This is a genomic window from Mesorhizobium sp. AD1-1 (assembly GCF_020164655.1).
Classification (GTDB): Bacteria; Pseudomonadota; Alphaproteobacteria; order Rhizobiales; family Rhizobiaceae; genus Mesorhizobium; species Mesorhizobium ciceri.
Window position 1 is genome coordinate 640,861 of sequence record NZ_JAIUGP010000001.1, and the last position, 16,789, is coordinate 657,649.

Sequence of the window (16,789 nt, forward strand, 5' to 3'; positions counted from 1 at the left end):
CACGTCTTGGAACGCGCGGAGGGTGTGGGTCTTTGCCATAACTGTCAAATGCGATCTTTGATGGTTGCTATATCATGGTTGGTATATGTATTGCGGCGTGACGGGCTGACCCCGATGTCGGTCGTACACGAGCAGAAGGCAGGGAAAGCGATGGCGCGGCCAGCGAATCCGACAACAGCTTCAGATGGTCACAGAGAAGCACCGGGCGATGGCGAAACCCTGCTGCGCAGCGGTCTCAGTCTGCGTCACATGCGCATGATCGTCGCGCTCGACGACCATGGCCGGGTCAGCGCGGCAGCCCAGGTTCTGAACATTTCGCAGCCGGCGGCCTCGCGCATGATCGCAGAGATGGAGGCGGTGCTGGAGGTCAGGCTGTGCGAGAGGCTGCCGCGCGGCATCACCTTGACGCCATACGGCAAGGCTTTGGCCAGGCGGGCGCGCTCGATCCTGCTGGAGATGCGCGAGGTCGACCGCGAGATTTCCGAGCTCAAGGCGGGCAAGGGTGGTTCGGTTTTCCTGGGTGCCGTGACCGCGCCGGCAATCGAGCTGGCGGTGCCGGCAATTCGTGAAATCCGCCGCATCTATCCGCGCATCGAGATCACCATGCAGGTCGAGACCTCCAATGTGCTGGCACGCGAACTGATCGCCACGCGCCATGACTTCATCATCGCGCGCATTCCTGACGACTTGAACCCACGGCTGTTCGAATCCCGTGTCATCGGCGTCGAGAAGGCCTGCCTGATCGTGCGCCGTGGCCACCCGCTCACCAGGGGCAGCGTGGTGCGGCTGGAAGACACCGCCGCCTATGACTGGGTCTTCCAGTCTGGCGGCTCGCCCTTGCGCCAGGCGATGGAGAGCAACTTCCTCAACCGCAACATCGCTTTGCCGGACCGTATCCTGAACACCAGTTCGCTGCTCCTGACCCTGGTCATGGTCGCGCAATCCGATGCCATCGCACCGGTCTCTGTCCAGGTGGCGAAATTCATCCAGAACCCTGACGGGCTGGCCGGCGCCATCGACGTCGTCCAGACCGAATTCGACATCGAGGTCAGGCCCTACAGCCTGATCACGGTGAGGAATCGCGCGCTGTCGCCGGCCGCCAAGATGCTGCACGACTTCATTCTGAGGGAAGTGGGATGATGGCTGGATCAGGTAAGCTTCTCCGGCGAAAGCGCCGCCAGGCCGAGGCCAGCGAAAGCGAACTGGGAACATTATTTCCCGCCGATGCGTTCATGATCTTGCAAGGGACGATTTCTTCTGGAGGCTGAACATGCGCAGCTTCGAAATCATCGACCTGCTTTGCGTGATCGAGGCCTGCAAGCACGATCGATCGGTCGGCAATTTCGTGTCCATGGCTGAAGGCGTGGAAGAATTGCGGGTGTTGACCGGCGACTTCGTTTCATCGGATGACGCGGCGGCAAACGCCCTCGCAACGGTGGCGCTGGCGAGAGGCTGCTCGGTTGTGTTCGACGAACAGGCAGGCGCTGAAATGGTTCTGACGCCTTAGGCTGGAGCGGGTAGCGGGAATCGAACCCGCGCGTTCAGCTTGGGAAGCTGACAAGCTACCATTACATCATACCCGCGTGCGCCCTCGTTAGCATGAGGGTTGGCCTTCGGGCAATCGCAAAGCGGTCCGTTTCGGCACGACGCCGTCGTGCTGCGGATCACGGCGCGCCTGCGGCCGTGAATTGCCGGTTTGCCTTCGCGGCCTTGTCGCTGGTGGCGAAACTTGGCCAGTATTTCGAGATGGCCAGCGTCGCAGCAGCACATCGGTGGCAAAGCCCGTTGTACGGGTGCAGTCGGCGAGATTCCAGTCTTCGATGCGGGTCCCGTTTTCGTTGAAGCAGATGCCGTTGCGCCAGTCGCCGACCCGGATACGTTCGGTCGAGAAGTCCGGGAACCGTTGCGGGAAACCGTTGCCCAGTGCACCGGCCAAACCACCGGCGCACAGCAGCGCGATGGCCGTCGCCGAAAAGGCGAAGATAGGCAGCGGTGCGGTATAGGCTCGTTTCTGGCGGAAGGGCTGCTCGATATATTTCCAGGAGAATGCCGCCAGGGCGAAACTGGCCACCGTCATCGCGACAATCGTTGGCACACCGACGGTCTTCAGCGAGAGATAATGGACGAACGAGTTGATTGGCCAGTGGACGAGGTAAAGCGAATAGGAAATGAGGCCGACCCAGACCAGCGGCGCCAACCGAAGCACGCGAGTGGCGACAGGTGCCGGCCTGTCGGCGTTATCCTGGCCAGCGTAGATCAGCAGTGCTGTTCCGATGCAGGGGAATAGGGCATTGTAGCCGGGAAACGGATCGCTGTCCGAAATCATCACAAAGCCAAACGCAATCAGGGCAAAGCCGGCGAGGCCGATCAGTTCCACCGCCAGCCGACCGGCTGGGACCGGAGGCTTCCGCAACATCAGCATGGCGCCCAGCGCCAGCTCCCATATGCGCGTCGGCAAGAGATAGAAGCCTGCCGTCGGTGCCAGCGAGGTTGCTATGACTGCCAGGGCAAAGCTGCCGACGGCCATCGGCAGAAGTACCGTCAGCCAGCGCTTCGAGACGTATCGGTGGATCAGATAAAGCAGGATCGGCGCGAAGATATAATACTGCTCTTCCACCGAAAGCGACCATGTGTGCAGGAGCGGCCGCAGTTCTGCGTCGATGGAGAAATAGTTCGTCGTTCTCCAAAAATAGATATTCGACCAGAAGGTCGCGGCGGCGATCACGCTAAGGCTGAATTCGTGGAGATCCGAAGGCAGAAGGATGAACCAGGCGGCAATGCTCGCGAGCAGGATGACGAAGGTCAGCGCCGGCAGGATGCGCCGGGCGCGGCGCCAGTAGAAGCGGCCGATCGAGAACTGGCCCCGCTCAAGATCATCGAGCAGGCTGCCGCTGATCAGATAGCCCGATATGACGAAGAAGATGTCGACACCGGTGAAGCCGCCAGGAATGGCGGACACGCCGAAATGGAAGAGCACGACGGGCAGCACCGCAACGGCCCGCAGGCCGTCGATGTCGCGCCGGTAGTTCATCCGGCCGGCTCGCGCGCGACCACCATGATCCGTGCGGCCGCACCCGACACGCTCATGCGGCGATGCCTTCGGTCGTGCTGAAAATCCCGGCTCGTCGGTCTCACAGGCTTACCCTCAGGCAGTAATTTTGCTGCGCTGCAACATGGGTGTCAAGGCATATATTGGCTGTCGCGAAATCCGCCAGGAACGCACAGGATCAGGCGCCGGGCAGATAGATTACCGCGTAATCGTCCGAGTAGGCCCGTTTCCAGCCCAACTGGTCGAAGAAGGGAATCCGGCTGTCGTCGGCCGACAGCAGCGCCCAATCTATTGCGTATTTCTTCAGGCGGGCTTCGAGGAGCGGCTTGCCGTCTCCGCGTCCGGTGTCGTTGTCGCTCTTTGTGAAGCCGCCCAGGAACAGCTGGTCCGTCCGTCCGTCGATATAGGTCTTGAACCCGTGGAAAATCAGCGTGCCGCCGAAATTGTAGGAATTCAGCACATTACCGGACAGATGATGGCTTTGCGCGAAGGCCAGCGCCCCGCTGGCCGACGTCTTCGGGCTCGGCGTGACCTGATAGGCGCTGCCGAGCACGGCGATCCCGCCGATCAGCAGAACGGCTGCCGTGCCGCAGATGGCGTAGAACCGTCTGGCTAAGAATCTCTCCAGTCCGTCGCGCTTTTCGGCCAGCCATGCGGTGGCTGAAAGCGAGTGATATTGCTGTGCGACCTCGGCCGCCATCACCAGCGGAATCAGCAGGAAGAACAGATACATGAAGCGCACATGGGCGAGATAGACATGCAGGGTGAAGACGACGAACAAGGCCTTGGCCAAGCCAATTCGCAATCGGGACACCAGCAACCCGAAAAGCGCCAGCAGCATCGCCGCCTCCTGGACAGGACTGTCCGGCTGACTGAACGGTTTCCATTCCATGATCAGCGACACCGCCTCATTGCCGTAGGCCACGGCGAGCGTCGCGAGGATGGCCTGGACGCCGTAGGGGTGGATCAGGCTCACCAGCGGGCAAAGCAGGCCGAACGCGATCCACTTCGCCAGCAGGGACGGTTTCGACAGGCCCGTGCGCGCCAGCAGATCGAGACCGGCGAAAGCCGCGATGACGAAGCTCAAGGTGAAGGTGGCGTGCAGGTTCGCCCATAATACGACCAGCACAAGCAGCCACCAGGGCGGCGCCCGTTCTTCCCTTGCCGCACCGAAGAGGACCGCTGTCCAGATGACGATGATCGGGAAGGTGAAGACATGCGGACGCGCCGTGAAGATCGGGTTGATCAGGAACACCGCCGCGAACGCCAGTGTAATCGCCAGGATCGGTTTCAGCCATGCGCTGAGAAACCACCCCATCAGGAAAACCGTCAGGGAGATCGAGGCGATGATCGCGGTGACGACCCCGTTCCAGCCGCCCGCCCGGTAGGCAAGAGCCAGCAGGACCTGCCCCAGCCATTCCTTGGCAATCCAGGGCTGGCCTGCAAACGTGTAGGAATAGGGATCGACGGCCGGAAATGTCCGGTTAGTCAGGAAATCCAGACCGACCTTCACTTGCCACCAGCTGTCGGGATCCTGCAGGGTGGCGCCTGCCTGGGCACCCAACGCACCCGCCATCGCCAAGGCCGCGAGCAGGCAGAAGATCAGCCTGCTCCGCTCGTTGTATGTCGCGGCCGCCGCACTGGCCTGAGCGTCGTTCATGCTGCGCCCCCTCTAATCGGTTCCGGTGACAGTTGGGTGTTCAAGGTGTTGGATTGGCGGGCTGCCGCCGAGGCTTGTCGGCCACCCGAACTGTGCGGTCGGTGCTGTCGTCCCCACGCCCCACAAACACGAAGCGAGCCGAGCCAAGATAGAAAACAACCGAATAGGCGCAGATTCCCGCGAGGTGGACCAGCGGGTTTTCGACGATGCCTGCTGAACGGGCGGCGATTACGACGGCCAGATTGATGCTGTAGGCGACCAGAAAGACACCCCCATAGCGCAGCGCGGTCCCGGGCTGGAAGCCATCGGCTCTGCTGAAGGTCCATTGGCGGTTGAGGAAGAAGCCGAGGACAAGGCCGGCGGCATAGCCCGTGGCGTTGGCAAGGATGTCGCCCAGACCCAGCGCAAGCCCGGCCAGAATGACCGCGTATCCCAGCGCCGTGTTCAACAGACCGACGGCGCCAAATCGCAGCATCCTCGGGAAGTCAAACGGCAGGCTTGACCACATGCGCAAAATATTGGGCTCCGACAGGTACCTTGGTGAGGAAGCGCTCGAACGGCCTCAGTCTCGCAAGCATCCGAGGAAAGAAAATCCGGTAGACGATCCTCGTATTGGCAAGGCCCGCCTCGGCCATGCGCCCGCGCATCTCGCGCGAATTTATCAAAACCGCGTTTTCGTCGAAGGCACAGTTCCTCACCGCGTGCGTGGTCAGCGGGTTCCAAGGATTGTGTTCGAAGACGAAGAAGCTGCCGCGATAGGCCAGCACCCTGCCGATCTCGGCGAACAGTCCGATCTGCAGGTTCTCGGGGATATGGTGGAAGACGCAGGCCGCGAAGGCCAGGTCGAAGCTGCCGTCGGCAAAGGGAATTGTCTTGCCGTCGAAATGCGTGAAGGCGGCCTGGCCGGGAAAGCGCTTGCTGGCGATGTCGAGCGATTCCCGCGAAGGATCGAGCAAGGTGATCTCCGCGTCGGGAAACGCGTTGCGCATATGGCCGAGCGAATTGCCGACGCCGGCGCCGAAATCCAGTATTCGTCGCGGTTTGACACCGGCCCGCCGCAGCGTCGCGGCGACGTCGTCGATCTTGTACCTGGCGAAGAAATCCGGGTTTTCGCCGCTCAGCCTTATGCTTGCGGCATGCTGCTCCTGATATTCCCGCGCAAACTGGTCGAATTCCGCCTCAAGCACGTGCGGCCCTCTTTGCCATCTCCTGCAGGCGATGGACCGGCAATTCGCCGTCCTCCACCGCCTGGCTGCGCGAAACGATCTCGTTGACGAAGTAGAGCGGCCGCCGCTTTGTCTCCATGTACATGCGCCCGAGATACTCGCCGAAGATTCCAAGCACCATAAGCTGGACGCTGCCGAGGATCAGCACGATCGCGGCGAGGCTGGTCCAGCCGGGCAACACGTTTCCGACCGACCATTCGAGCAGCGTGTAGCCGAGCACGACCAGCCCCAGAAGCCCGAACATCATTCCGAGCAGCGAGGCGAACCGCAAGGGCACGATGGAGAAGCTGGTCATCGCGTCGATCGCCAGGAGAAGCATTTTCTTCAGCGGATAGTGGGTGGTGCCGGCAAAGCGGCGGTGCCGCTCATAGGGGAAAGCCACCTGTCTCAGCCCGATCCAACTCACCATGCCGCGAATGAACCTGTAACGTTCTGGCATCGCGTTCAGATGGTCGAGCGCGCGCCGGTTCATCAGCCGGAAATCACCGGTATTCGGGGCTATGTCGACGTCCACCATCCGGCGCAGCAAGCGATAGAACATGGACGCGGATGCGAGCTTGAACCAGCTTTCGCCATCGCGCGTCAGCCTCTGGCCGTAAACCACATCGAAGCCTTCGTTCATCTTCGTCATCATCGCGCCGAGCAGTTCAGGCGGATCCTGCAGGTCGGCATCGAGAATGAGAATGCGCTGGCCGCGACAGAATTCGAGCCCGGCGCTCAACGCGATCTGGTGGCCGTAATTGCGGGCAAGGTCGATGGCGACGATATGGTCGTCCTTTTCGGCCAGCTGCAGAATGGCCTCGCGCGTACCGTCGGTCGCGCCATCGATGACAAGGACGATCTCGTAGGAAGGGCCTTGTCCAAGGCATGCGGCCGTTACCCGCCGATGCAGTTCGGCCACGCCATCCAGCTCGTTGTAGCATGGGATGACCACCGACAGCATGACGCCGCGTCGCGCGGTGTTTCTCTCCGTCTCCACCAAAGCCTTGCTCCCGCTATTCGATTGGGAATAGCGGCAATTGGTTAGAAAACAGATAAGCCAGCGGGATAGGCCGCAACCGTGGGCCGGCCATCATTTCTGCCGCACGCGGCCACCGCCCGAACCGGCAATTCCATGCGGATGCGGGCGCCTTGCCAGGAGCCGGCCAATATCCGGATGGAGCCATCGTGCAGCAGTGCGATCTGCCGGGCAAGGTTCAATCCCAGGCCCGCGCCGCGCGATTGCGGCCGCAGTCGGTAGAAGGGCTCGAAAACGTTCTCGTGCTCATCGGCTGGAATGCCTGGGCCTTCGTCGCGGATTTCGACGCCGCCGTTTTCATCGATCGCTATGGTGATCGTGCCGGAACCGCCGCCATGATCGATGGCATTGCGCACGAGATTTGCCAGCGCCCGCTCGATCTGCAGCACGTTGATCTCGACATGGACCTTGTTGGCTGGCGGCTCGAAGGCAAGATCGTAGCCTGCTTCGATGGCGAGCGGGGCGAAGTCGGCGGCGACCCGGCCGACAAGATCGCAGAGGTCTATGATCTGGCGCTGGTCCGCCGGGCGGTCGAGCAGCTGGTGGTCGAGCAGCTGTTGCGCAAGATGCGACAGGCGCTCGATGTCATGCAGCAGGCGCGCGCTTTGCGGTTCCTGCTTCAGCAATTCGGCGCGCGTGCGCAGGATGGCGATCGGCGTGCGCAGTTCGTGCGCCGCGTCGGTGAGGAAGCGGTTGTGCCGGTCATAGCCCTGGGCGAGGCGCGCCAGCGTCTGGTTGAAGGCATGCACTAGCGGGGCGATCTCCTGCGGCACATTCTTGACCGGCAGCTGCATCGCACGGGTGCCGATGTCGATGCGCGCGGCCTGCTGGACGGTGTCGACGAGGCCGGCAAACGACCGGCGCACGACGGCTGGCGTCGTCACCAGGGTCGTGGCTCCCATGACGAGGACGATCGGCAGCAGCAGGATGACGATGATGGCCGCGAGAGCGGGAAGCGCCTTCTCCCAGTTCCTGCTGCCGTCCGGGTTCTTGGCGACGTCGATGGTGGCCGAAATGGTGACTTCGAGACCGTCGGTCTCTTCCCGCGACGATCGCGTCGCGGCAATGATCTGAACCGTGCCAGCCTTGGTCGAAACCCTTTCGAGATAGGCCTCCGGCCTCAAATCATCTTCGGAAAATCCGATGGTGGCGTGATCGGCCTGGCCCAGCAGATCGCCAAAATTCCTGGTGTAGACGTCGGGTATGTTGCCGAAGCGGATGCTCTGGCCGTTGTTGTCGCGGATGATGTACCAGACATTTGGGAAACCCTCACGAAACGAACGCAACCCATCGGTCTCATGGACGATCAATTTGCCGTTGCCGTCACGATCGACGGCATCCTTGAGGGCGGCGACGGCAGCCTCGTTGTCGACAAGAAGCCGTGGATCGGCGACCCACAGCGCGGCCGCGCACAGCACGATGAAGACAAGAAGCGTCGCCGCCTGCAGCAGGATCATCCGCCGCACCAGCACCCATTGCAGCGATCGCGCGCGCGGCTTCTTCACGAGGCGGCCCGCAAGAGATAACCGAGGTTGCGGATCGCCCTGATCTCGATGCCGGCAGCGACGTCGTCGAGCTTGCGACGCAGCCGCGAAATGTGCGCATCCAATGCGTTGGAGCCGATCTCGTCGTCGAGAGCATAGACGGCTTCTTCCAGCGCCCCGCGCATGATCGTCCGCCCCGGCCTGCGGATGAGCGTTTCGAGCACCAGCCGCTCGCGCCGCGGCAGTTCCAGCGCCTGGTCCTCGACAAGCGCCTCGCGATGGCGGAAATCATAGGTGAGGCGGCCGACCATCACCTGATTGGCACGCGTGGTGAACGAACGCCGGTGCAAGGCATTGAGCCTGGCGACCAGTTCCACCGTGGCGAACGGTTTGACCATGTAGTCGTCGGCGCCGGCGTCGAGCCCCGCCACGCGATCGTCGAGCCCGCTGAGCGCCGTCAACGCGATCACCGGCACGTCCAGATGCAAGGCCCGCAGGCGCGGGATCAGGCTGAGGCCATCGCCATCCGGCAGACGGCGGTCCAGCACCACCGCGTCATGGTGGCCGAGCCGCGCCACGGCTTCGGCATCCGCCAGTGTCGCGGCATGGTCGACGATGATGTCCTGGCGCTCGAGCGCGGTCTTCAGCACCGAGGCCATTTCCGGCTCGTCCTCGATCAGCAGGATGCGCATGCGCACTCTCCGTCACAGGCAGCCGGCACGCTGTGGCAATTCATTCGCATTCCAGCTTCGGTTGACGAAAATTGGTGATGAACCATCTGCCGCCCGAGGCGCGGGCATAGAACGTATAGAAGCATTCCTGGCGCTCGATATAGCCAGGCGTTTCGGTTTCTTCGTAGACGGTTCCGTGTTTTGTGTGGCGAACTTCGCCGCTGGAGCTTCCGGAAACCGCATTGGTGGATATTTTCCGCCACTGATAGGCCCGCTCGCCCCGGCCGAGATCAACGACGGCGGTCGGCGGCCCGTAGTCCAGAATGACCGATTCGACCGGTTGCCCGATGTAGTTCTTCATGATGTCGGAGGCGCATCCCGTCAGCACCAGCACGATCGCGATGAAGAACGCCTTGGAGATCCACACCAGATGGTTTGCGCTGCGTTTGGACATATCCGATTCCCGTCATCAAGGTCATCCGCGGCACCGAATGCATGTCGCCCAAAAGTGGTCCCGGTTTTGGGACAACGACATGCACAAAACAAAACCTGAAGCGGGCCGCATGATCCGTTTCGATGCGACGCGCTTTAGGGTGTGAAGATTGCATCGGCATTACGCAGGACCTGGCACACAAATGCGGTCTGCCGACACGCGTCGATGACGGTGCGGATGGAGGCAAAGCAATTGCGCGGCCCCGTTGCATCCGGGCGCCGCGCAAGGTCGTTCGAGCAAAATACAAAACAGGTTCGACGGAACCCATGGCCTGCCCTAGAACCGGTAGTTGATGCCGGCCTTCAGTTCATGGCTGCCGATCGTCGCCTTGGATTTGCCCAGGGCGGACGTCGTTTCGACGCCTGGGGTGCGCACATAGTCATATTCGACCTTGGCCGAGAGGCCGCCGGCAAAACCCTGCTCGATGCCGCCGCCGACCAGATAGCCGAGTTTCCACCCGTCGATACCGTTCACCTTGTCGCCCTTGTCGAATTTGGTCATGGCGACGCCGCCGGTTCCAAACAGCAGCGTCTGGTCGAAGCTCAAGCCGGCCTTGGCCTTGGCGGCACCGCGCCATTTTTCCTTGATCTTGCCGCCCCGGACGTCGTGCTCGGCGCCGCCCAGATAGGAGCCCTCGATCTCGGCACCGAGAACCGCTGGACCCATCTGCTGGTTGTAGCCGGCCTGAAAGCCGCCGCTGAGACCATTCCTGCCGGCAAACGGGTTCGGCATCCCGGTGAACGCCGTGCCGCCATGCACGCCGACATAGGCGCCGCTCCACTGGAACGCGGGGGGATCATTGTAGGCGGGCGAAAGGTCGGCGGCCATCGCCGGCCCCAGGAGGCACATGGCAAGGGCACTTGCCGTCAGGATGATCTTTGCTTGAGAGAACACTGCATTACTCCAACACGCGCGCGCATCCGGCAATCGATGCGCAGGTTTCCCGAAGAACTCGACCGTTGAGGCGGTCGGGCTCCGATTTGGTGTCTTTCAGGGATGGTTGCGCGGTCCTGGGACTGGCTTTCGCCAGTTGTGGTAGGGGGTCAGATCCCCCGCGCGGCCAATCGCCTGAAAGACGCCGACCGTCTCGCAGGCGAAAATTGCACGCACATTGCGGGAAATCGAAAAATGAAGGTTTTTCGCTTTGTTTTCAATAAATTAAAGCGATGTTGTTTACGCAAACTTAACAGTCTGGCGCGGGTTTAGTCCGTTTGGCAGCACAAGCCTGCCATGCAATCGCGCGGTGCAGGCCGTTGGCATCCCGCAAAACTCCCGGCTTGAAGCGGACAAGCCAAGTGCGTATGTCTGGCCGACGCCCTCGAGCCTGGGTGCCTCAATCGGGAGACGAGCCTTGTCCGCACTGACGCGCTTTCTTGGCGACTCGCCGCTCAAGGTGATCCTGAAACTGCTGGTGGTGTCTTTCCTCGTCGGCCTGGTCATGAATGCCTTCGGCTGGTCGCCGATGGATGTGCTCTACGGCATCCGGAAGTTCTTCATGGACCTGTGGAATCTCGGCTTCCACGCCATCGACCGCTTCCTCGGCTATATCCTGCTGGGCGCGGCTATCGTCGTGCCGGCCTTCATCCTGCTCAGGCTTGCCAACTACCGGAAGTAGAGCATGATCCCGAAAAGTGGGAACCGGTTTTCTCGGACAAACGGAAACCGTTTGTCCCGAGATCATGCTTGAAGAACTACCGGGCGTAGCCTGCGGCGACCTCGAACAGGATGGCGTGGCGCGCGGCAAGGGCGGGCACATCGGTGGAATAGCCACCGCCGATGACGCCGCAGACCGGAACGCCCTGCGCGCGAAAATGGCTGATGACCATGTCGTCACGGGCGCGCAGACCGTCATCCGACAGCGACAGCCTGCCAAGCCGGTCATCTGCATGGACGTCGACGCCGGCATTGTAGAACACGATGTCCCAATGCGCCTGGGCGGACAGCTCCGGCAGGATGGCGGCGAGCCTCTCGAGATAGGCAGCGTCACCCGTGCCGTCGGGCAGCGCGACATCGAGGTCGGAGGCGATCTTGCGCACTGGGTAGTTGCGGTCGCCATGCATGGAAAAGGTGAATACGCGCGGGTCATCGGCGAGAATATCCGCCGTGCCGTCGCCCTGGTGCACGTCGAGATCGACGACCAGGATGTTTCGTGCCGCGCCTTCGGCCAGCAGCACCAATGCGGCGACCGCGACATCCGAAGGTGCAGAAGCCCGCGCCTTGCGCGCGCCGCGCATGGTGGCTGCCGCCGGCGGTGTTGCAGGCGATACCGTGGCGCAAGGCCAGCCGCGCCGCCAGCACCGTGCCGCCGGTGGCAAGCTGCGCGCGCAGCGAGACGCGGGGTCCGATCGGAAAACCGATCTCGCGTTCGATCTTTTCGGGCACGCGGCAGTTGATGACCTGGTCGACATAGTCCGCCGCATGGGCAAGCTCCAGCCATGAAGCCGGCGCCGGTTCGGCGGTGCTGAGCGCGTCGGGGCCGGCGAGGCCGCGTGTCCGCAGCGCCTCCATCAGCAGGGGATATTTGCTCATCGGAAAGCGATGGTTGACGGCGAAGCCGGCGTCGTAGTCGGGATGATGGACGATCTGCAGAGGCATGAACTCGTATCCGGCTGGCTCACGCCAGACCGGGATTTCGGTTGGCCGTCAAGGGATAGGTGATTGCGCGGTGGCCGGAAAATGGGGCACATCGACGGTTCCATCAAGCCGCAATCAGCAAGGCAGCAATCCTTGGACAAAGGTGCAACCCCAGCCGACGCCGGATCCCCGATCCTCTCGGGATCGCCGCTTCACTCCGGATCATTTGTCGTCACCAACCGCTCCGTGCTCGCCATCGCGGTGCCGATGACGCTAGCCTATCTGACGACGCCGATGCTCGGCCTGGTCGACACGGCTGTCGTCGGCCAGTTCGGCGATGCCGCCTTGCTCGGCGGCCTGGCTGCCGGCGCACTGATCTTCGACGTCGTCTTCACCTCTTTCAATTTCCTGCGCTCGGGCACCACCGGCCTTGTCGCACAGGCATTTGGGCGTGGCGATGCCCTGGAGGAACAGGCGGTGTTCTGGCGAGCCGTGCTGATCGCGGTTATCGCCGGCATCGTGCTCGCTGCCCTTGCGCCGCTGGTCGCCATCGCCGGGCAAAAATTCATGGGCGCCGAACCGCGCGTCAGCGAGGCGATGGGCGTCTACATCAGGATCAGGCTGCTTGCAGCCCCTTTTTCGCTGATCAACTACGCCATCCTCGGCTACGTGCTGGGGCGCGGCGAGGGCGGGCTTGGACTGGTGCTGCAATTGGTGCTGAACGGCATCAACATCGCGCTGTGCTTCCTGCTTGGGCTGAAACTTGGCTGGGGCGTCGCCGGCGTTGCCTGGGCGACCGTCAGCGGCGAGTTCCTGGCCATGCTGCTCGGCCTGGCCGTCGTGATCCGCCGGTTTCGCGCGGCCCCGCCCTTGCCGCGCCATCGCCTGCTCGACATGACCGCCTTCCTGCGCATGCTGTCGCTCAACCGCGACATCATGATCCGTTCGTTCTCGCTGCTCGCCGCCTTTGCATTGTTCACCCGCCAGGGCGCGCAGTTCGGCACGGTGACGCTGGCCGCCAACGCCGTGCTGATGAATTTCTTCCTCGTCGCCGGCTATTTCCTCGATGGCTTTGCCACCGCCGCCGAACAGCTGGCGGGCCGTGCCGTCGGCGCACGTGCCGCCGCACCGTTCCGCCAGGCCGTGCGGCTGACGCTGTTCTGGGGTTTCGGGCTGGCGGGAGCCGCGACGCTGGTAATGCTGTCTGGTGGCGCCAATCTGGTCGCTCTCGTGACGACATCGGAGGAAGTCCGTTCGGTGGCCGACATCTACCTGCCATGGGCGGCATTCACGGCGCTGAGCGGTGTGCTGGCGTTCCAGATGGATGGCGTCTTCATCGGTGCGACCTGGTCTCGCGACATGCGCAACATGATGCTGCTGTCGTTCCTGGTTTTCGCGGCCGCGCTGCTGACCCTTGCGCCGGCCTTCGGCAACACTGGACTTTGGGCGGCGCTGCACGTCTTCCTGCTGGTGCGAGGCTTCAGCCTGCTGACGATCCTGCGGCTCAGGGTACGGACGGCGTTTTAGACGTGCCCCCGGAAGGCCCTGCGCCGTTCAGGACACCGAACGCCAGCTCTCGCGATAGGAATTTTTTCTTGACTCGGTGATCTCAGCTATGGTACATTTTTGCCCATGGTGCTGATTTGCGCCAATGACCCGCCGCACTGGCGGGTTTTTTGTTTGATGCGCCGTCAGCCAACGCCCGGCGAAAGCTCCGAAGGAACCCTTTGACCCGAGTTCGTTGCACCATCTGCGAGCGGGCCGTCAGCCGCGACCTGCGCTCCTGAGAGCAGTTCAGAGTTGCCTGGACGCCCAGAAGTCGAGGCGGCTGTCGCGCAACTCGCAAATCGACTTCAGCCGTTCTTTTTCGACGAAACGGGCCATTCCGGAAAGAATACGGCCTGGCAGCGAAGGCCCGGCATAGATCATGCCGGTGTAGAGCTGCACCAGATCGGCACCCGCACGGATCTTGTCCAGCGCCGTATCGGCGGAATCGACGCCGCCGACGCCGACGATGGCAAGCTCCGGCCCGAGCAGTTTGCGCATCTTCGCCAGCACGATGGTCGAACGCTCGAACAGCGGCTTGCCGGAGAGCCCCCCGCTCTCGCGCGCGGTGTCGCCGCTGCGCAGTGGCGGCCGGGAGATGGTGGTGTTGGAGACGATGACGCCGTCCACCCGCTTTTCCGTGACTTCGGCGGCGATGTCCTCCAGTTCGGCCTCGACCAGATCCGGCGCGATCTTCAGGAACACCGGCGGCCGGGCGGTTGCCGCGGCGCGCGCGGCCATGACCCGCGACAAGAGCTCGCCAAGCTGCTCACGCGCCTGCATGTTGCGCAGGCCCGGCGTGTTGGGCGAGGAGATGTTGACGGTCAGATAGCTGGCGTATTGCGCAAGCCGGGCGGCGCCGCGCTCATAGTCGCCGATGCGGTCGCTGCTGTCCTTGTTGGCGCCGATGTTGACGCCGACGATGCCGCCACGCCCCTTGCGCGCGGCAAGGCGCTTTTCGGCCGCTGCATGGCCTTCATTGTTGAAGCCCAATCGGTTGATCACCGCATCGTCGGCCGTCAGCCGGAAAATGCGCGGCTTCGGATTGCCGGCCTGCGCCAGCGGCGTGATCGTGCCGACCTCGGCAAAGCCGAAGCCCAGGCCAAGCAGCGCGTCGGGCACTTCGGCGTTCTTGTCATAGCCGGCCGCCATGCCGAGCGGATTGGGGAAATCGAGGCCGCAGATGCTGACCGTCAGCCTGTGGTCGCGGATCGCTGGTGCACCAACCGGAACGCCGCATCGCAAGGCCGCGATCGACAGGCCATGCGCGGTTTCCGGATCGAAGGCGAACAGCAGCTTCTGGCCGAGCCGGTCGAGCACGCTCATTGCCCCTCCAGTGCCGGGAACTGGTGCACACCATCGGAGCCAAGCGGCAGTGGCTGGACCCACAGCACAGCCTTGAGGCCGAGCGGACCATAAAGATGCGGAAACAGCGCACCACCGCGCGAGACCTCGTATCTCAGCGCAGCACCCAGGCTGGCGCCGTCGATGGCGACCAGCAGAAGGTCGGTCTGGCCGGCAAAGTGCTTTGCCGCCGTTTCCTTGACCTGCGCCGCCGTGGAGAAGTGGATGAAGCCGTCTGCGACATCAATCGGCGCGCCGGTGAAGCGGCCATGCGTTTCGGCCTCGCGCCAAAGCGCCTGCGGGGTTATCTTGTAGATAATCTGAGACATGGTTGCGCTATAGAGCAGTTCCAGGAAAAGTGTGAAACGGTTTTCCCGGGAAAAGCGCATAGCGCTTTCCCTTGGGAATTGCTTCAAAAGGTTCCGAACCAGCCATTCGGGAAAGGCCACGCCAAGGGTCTTCCCCATTTCCGGCGCAAACATGCGATATCTGAGGCCTTTGCCATGGAGGACAACATGCGTCTGCAGCACATCTTGATCCCCGCCGCGCTCGTTTCGCTGGTCGCGGCTTCAGCTTATTCGGAAGAAACCGACCGCTACCGGCTGGAAAAGTCGGCCACCGGCTATATCCGCATGGACACCCAGACCGGCGCCATGTCGATCTGCGACGAACGCTCCGGCCAGCTCGTCTGCAAGATGGCGGCCGACGAACGCGCCGCTTTCCAGGACGAGGTCGACCGCTTGCAGACCTCGATGAAGGCGATGGACGAGCGCGTCACCAAGCTCGAGAATTCGCTCTCCGCCCGCCTCGAATCGAAACTGCCGAGCGAAGAGGATTTCAACAAGACGATGGGCTACATGGAGCGCTTCCTGCGCGGCTTCATGGGCATCGTCAGGGATATGGACAAGGACAACGGCGCCCAGCCCAATTCGCAGAAGACCTGAGCGTTTCAACCACGGGAGGCGGCGCACTGGCTTTGCCGCTTGAAAACAGCGCGCAGCCGCTCATAATCGTCCAGTTGAACCCGAAAAGCCAAAAATCATCGGGGATTCGGGGAGGGACATTTGCCGGCAGGCTATTCTTTCGTCATCGCCGACGATCACCCGCTGTTTCGCGGTGCGCTGCGCGAAGCGCTCGCCGGCATCGGCAATGTCGCCGCCATCCATGAAGCCGGCGATTTCGAGAGCGCCAAGGCGCTGGTCGTGGCCAACGAGGACGTCGATCTGGTGCTGCTCGACCTGTCGATGCCGGGCGCCAGCGGCCTCTCCGGCCTGATCTCGCTGCGTGGCATTCATCCGGCGGTGCCGCTGGTCGTGGTGTCGGCGCATGACGATCCGGCGACCATCAGGCGGGCGCTCGACCTCGGCGCTTCCGGCTTCATCTCCAAATCGGCCAGCATGGAAGAGATCCGCAGCGCCGTGCAATCGGTGCTTGCCGGCGATATTGCAGCACCCGTCGGAGTCGATCTCGGCACCGAGCGCGACCCTGAAATATCCGACCTGATCAAGCGGCTGCAGGCGTTGACGCCGCAGCAGACCCGGGTGCTCGGCATGCTGGCCGAGGGCCTGCTCAACAAGCAGATCGCCTATGAACTCGGCGTCTCCGAGGCCACCATCAAGGCGCATGTCTCCGCCATCCTGCAGAAGCTCGGCGTCGACAGCCGCACCCAGGCGGTGATCCTGCTGTCCAAGATCGGCAGCGACCCGCTGCAGCCGGCGGGTTAGA

17 protein-coding genes, 1 tRNA gene and 1 pseudogene are annotated in these 16,789 nt (G+C 62.7%); 6 read left to right on the top strand and 13 right to left on the bottom strand.

The window, feature by feature from the left end; translation table 11 throughout:
* The first annotated feature begins 150 nt into the window (after window positions 1–150).
* Window positions 151–1,140, top strand: a complete 990-nt coding sequence (locus LB519_RS02945; protein ID WP_224618602.1) for a LysR family transcriptional regulator — start codon at window positions 151–153, stop codon at window positions 1,138–1,140.
* Window positions 1,141–1,270: 130 nt separating this feature from the next.
* Window positions 1,271–1,507, top strand: coding sequence for a hypothetical protein (locus LB519_RS02950; protein ID WP_024503153.1), 237 nt, complete (start codon window positions 1,271–1,273; stop codon window positions 1,505–1,507).
* A 2-nt stretch (window positions 1,508–1,509) separates the two neighbouring features.
* On the opposite strand, the gene LB519_RS02955 is transcribed toward LB519_RS02950, so the two are convergent.
* The 10 genes from LB519_RS02955 to LB519_RS03000 all read right to left on the bottom strand — a co-directional run bounded on the left by LB519_RS02955 (window position 1,510) and on the right by LB519_RS03000 (window position 10,495).
* Window positions 1,510–1,583, bottom strand: a tRNA-Gly gene (locus LB519_RS02955).
* Window positions 1,584–1,594: 11 nt separating this feature from the next.
* Entirely contained in the window at window positions 1,595–3,031 is a 1,437-nt protein-coding gene (locus tag LB519_RS02960; RefSeq protein ID WP_224618604.1) for an acyltransferase family protein, read from the bottom strand.
* 196 nt (window positions 3,032–3,227) lie between these two features.
* Window positions 3,228–4,709, bottom strand: a complete 1,482-nt coding sequence (locus tag LB519_RS02965; protein WP_224618606.1) for a hypothetical protein — start codon at window positions 4,707–4,709, stop codon at window positions 3,228–3,230.
* Between the two features lie 40 nt (window positions 4,710–4,749).
* Window positions 4,750–5,217, bottom strand: a complete 468-nt coding sequence (locus LB519_RS02970) for a GtrA family protein (RefSeq protein WP_224618722.1) — start codon at window positions 5,215–5,217, stop codon at window positions 4,750–4,752.
* On the bottom strand, window positions 5,195–5,896 hold the full coding sequence (locus LB519_RS02975) for a class I SAM-dependent methyltransferase (protein WP_224618607.1): 702 nt from the start codon (window positions 5,894–5,896) through the stop codon (window positions 5,195–5,197). Before LB519_RS02975 ends, LB519_RS02970 begins: the two co-directional genes overlap by 23 nt.
* Window positions 5,889–6,878: a glycosyltransferase family 2 protein gene (locus tag LB519_RS02980; RefSeq protein WP_224618723.1), complete on the bottom strand. Its 990-nt coding sequence runs from the start codon at window positions 6,876–6,878 to the stop codon at window positions 5,889–5,891. Before LB519_RS02980 ends, LB519_RS02975 begins: the two co-directional genes overlap by 8 nt.
* Before the next feature lie 80 nt (window positions 6,879–6,958).
* Entirely contained in the window at window positions 6,959–8,458 is a 1,500-nt protein-coding gene (locus LB519_RS02985) for an ATP-binding protein (RefSeq protein ID WP_224618608.1), read from the bottom strand.
* On the bottom strand, window positions 8,455–9,129 hold the full coding sequence (locus LB519_RS02990) for a response regulator transcription factor (protein WP_013533623.1): 675 nt from the start codon (window positions 9,127–9,129) through the stop codon (window positions 8,455–8,457). Before LB519_RS02990 ends, LB519_RS02985 begins: the two co-directional genes overlap by 4 nt.
* A 40-nt stretch (window positions 9,130–9,169) precedes the next feature.
* Entirely contained in the window at window positions 9,170–9,562 is a 393-nt protein-coding gene (locus tag LB519_RS02995) for a hypothetical protein (protein ID WP_013533622.1), read from the bottom strand.
* Between the two features lie 315 nt (window positions 9,563–9,877).
* Window positions 9,878–10,495, bottom strand: a complete 618-nt coding sequence (locus tag LB519_RS03000) for an outer membrane protein (protein WP_013533621.1) — start codon at window positions 10,493–10,495, stop codon at window positions 9,878–9,880.
* A gap of 457 nt (window positions 10,496–10,952) precedes the next feature.
* Between LB519_RS03000 and LB519_RS03005 the strand changes: the two genes are divergently transcribed.
* Entirely contained in the window at window positions 10,953–11,216 is a 264-nt protein-coding gene (locus LB519_RS03005) for a DUF6460 domain-containing protein (RefSeq protein WP_013533620.1), read from the top strand.
* Between the two features lie 76 nt (window positions 11,217–11,292).
* Here the strand turns inward: LB519_RS03005 and LB519_RS03010 are convergent.
* Window positions 11,293–12,196, bottom strand: a pseudogene (locus LB519_RS03010) (histone deacetylase).
* Window positions 12,197–12,328: 132 nt separating this feature from the next.
* Here LB519_RS03010 and LB519_RS03015 point away from each other — a divergent pair.
* On the top strand, window positions 12,329–13,702 hold the full coding sequence (locus LB519_RS03015; protein WP_224618610.1) for an MATE family efflux transporter: 1,374 nt from the start codon (window positions 12,329–12,331) through the stop codon (window positions 13,700–13,702).
* 267 nt (window positions 13,703–13,969) lie between these two features.
* Here LB519_RS03015 and LB519_RS03020 read toward each other — a convergent pair whose 3' ends face one another.
* Window positions 13,970–15,046: a quinone-dependent dihydroorotate dehydrogenase gene (locus LB519_RS03020; protein ID WP_224618612.1), complete on the bottom strand. Its 1,077-nt coding sequence runs from the start codon at window positions 15,044–15,046 to the stop codon at window positions 13,970–13,972.
* Window positions 15,043–15,393 (bottom strand): DUF952 domain-containing protein, encoded by a 351-nt coding sequence (locus LB519_RS03025; protein ID WP_224618725.1) that lies wholly within the window; start codon window positions 15,391–15,393, stop codon window positions 15,043–15,045. The genes LB519_RS03020 and LB519_RS03025 overlap by 4 nt, the downstream gene beginning before the upstream one ends.
* Before the next feature lie 186 nt (window positions 15,394–15,579).
* On the opposite strand from LB519_RS03025, the gene LB519_RS03030 reads away from it, so the two are divergent.
* Both LB519_RS03030 and LB519_RS03035 read left to right on the top strand, forming a co-directional pair.
* A complete protein-coding gene (locus LB519_RS03030; protein ID WP_013533615.1) occupies window positions 15,580–16,008 on the top strand; it encodes a hypothetical protein in 429 nt (142 codons plus the stop codon).
* A gap of 120 nt (window positions 16,009–16,128) precedes the next feature.
* Entirely contained in the window at window positions 16,129–16,788 is a 660-nt protein-coding gene (locus LB519_RS03035; RefSeq protein WP_064995689.1) for a response regulator transcription factor, read from the top strand.
* Window position 16,789 lies beyond the last annotated feature (1 nt).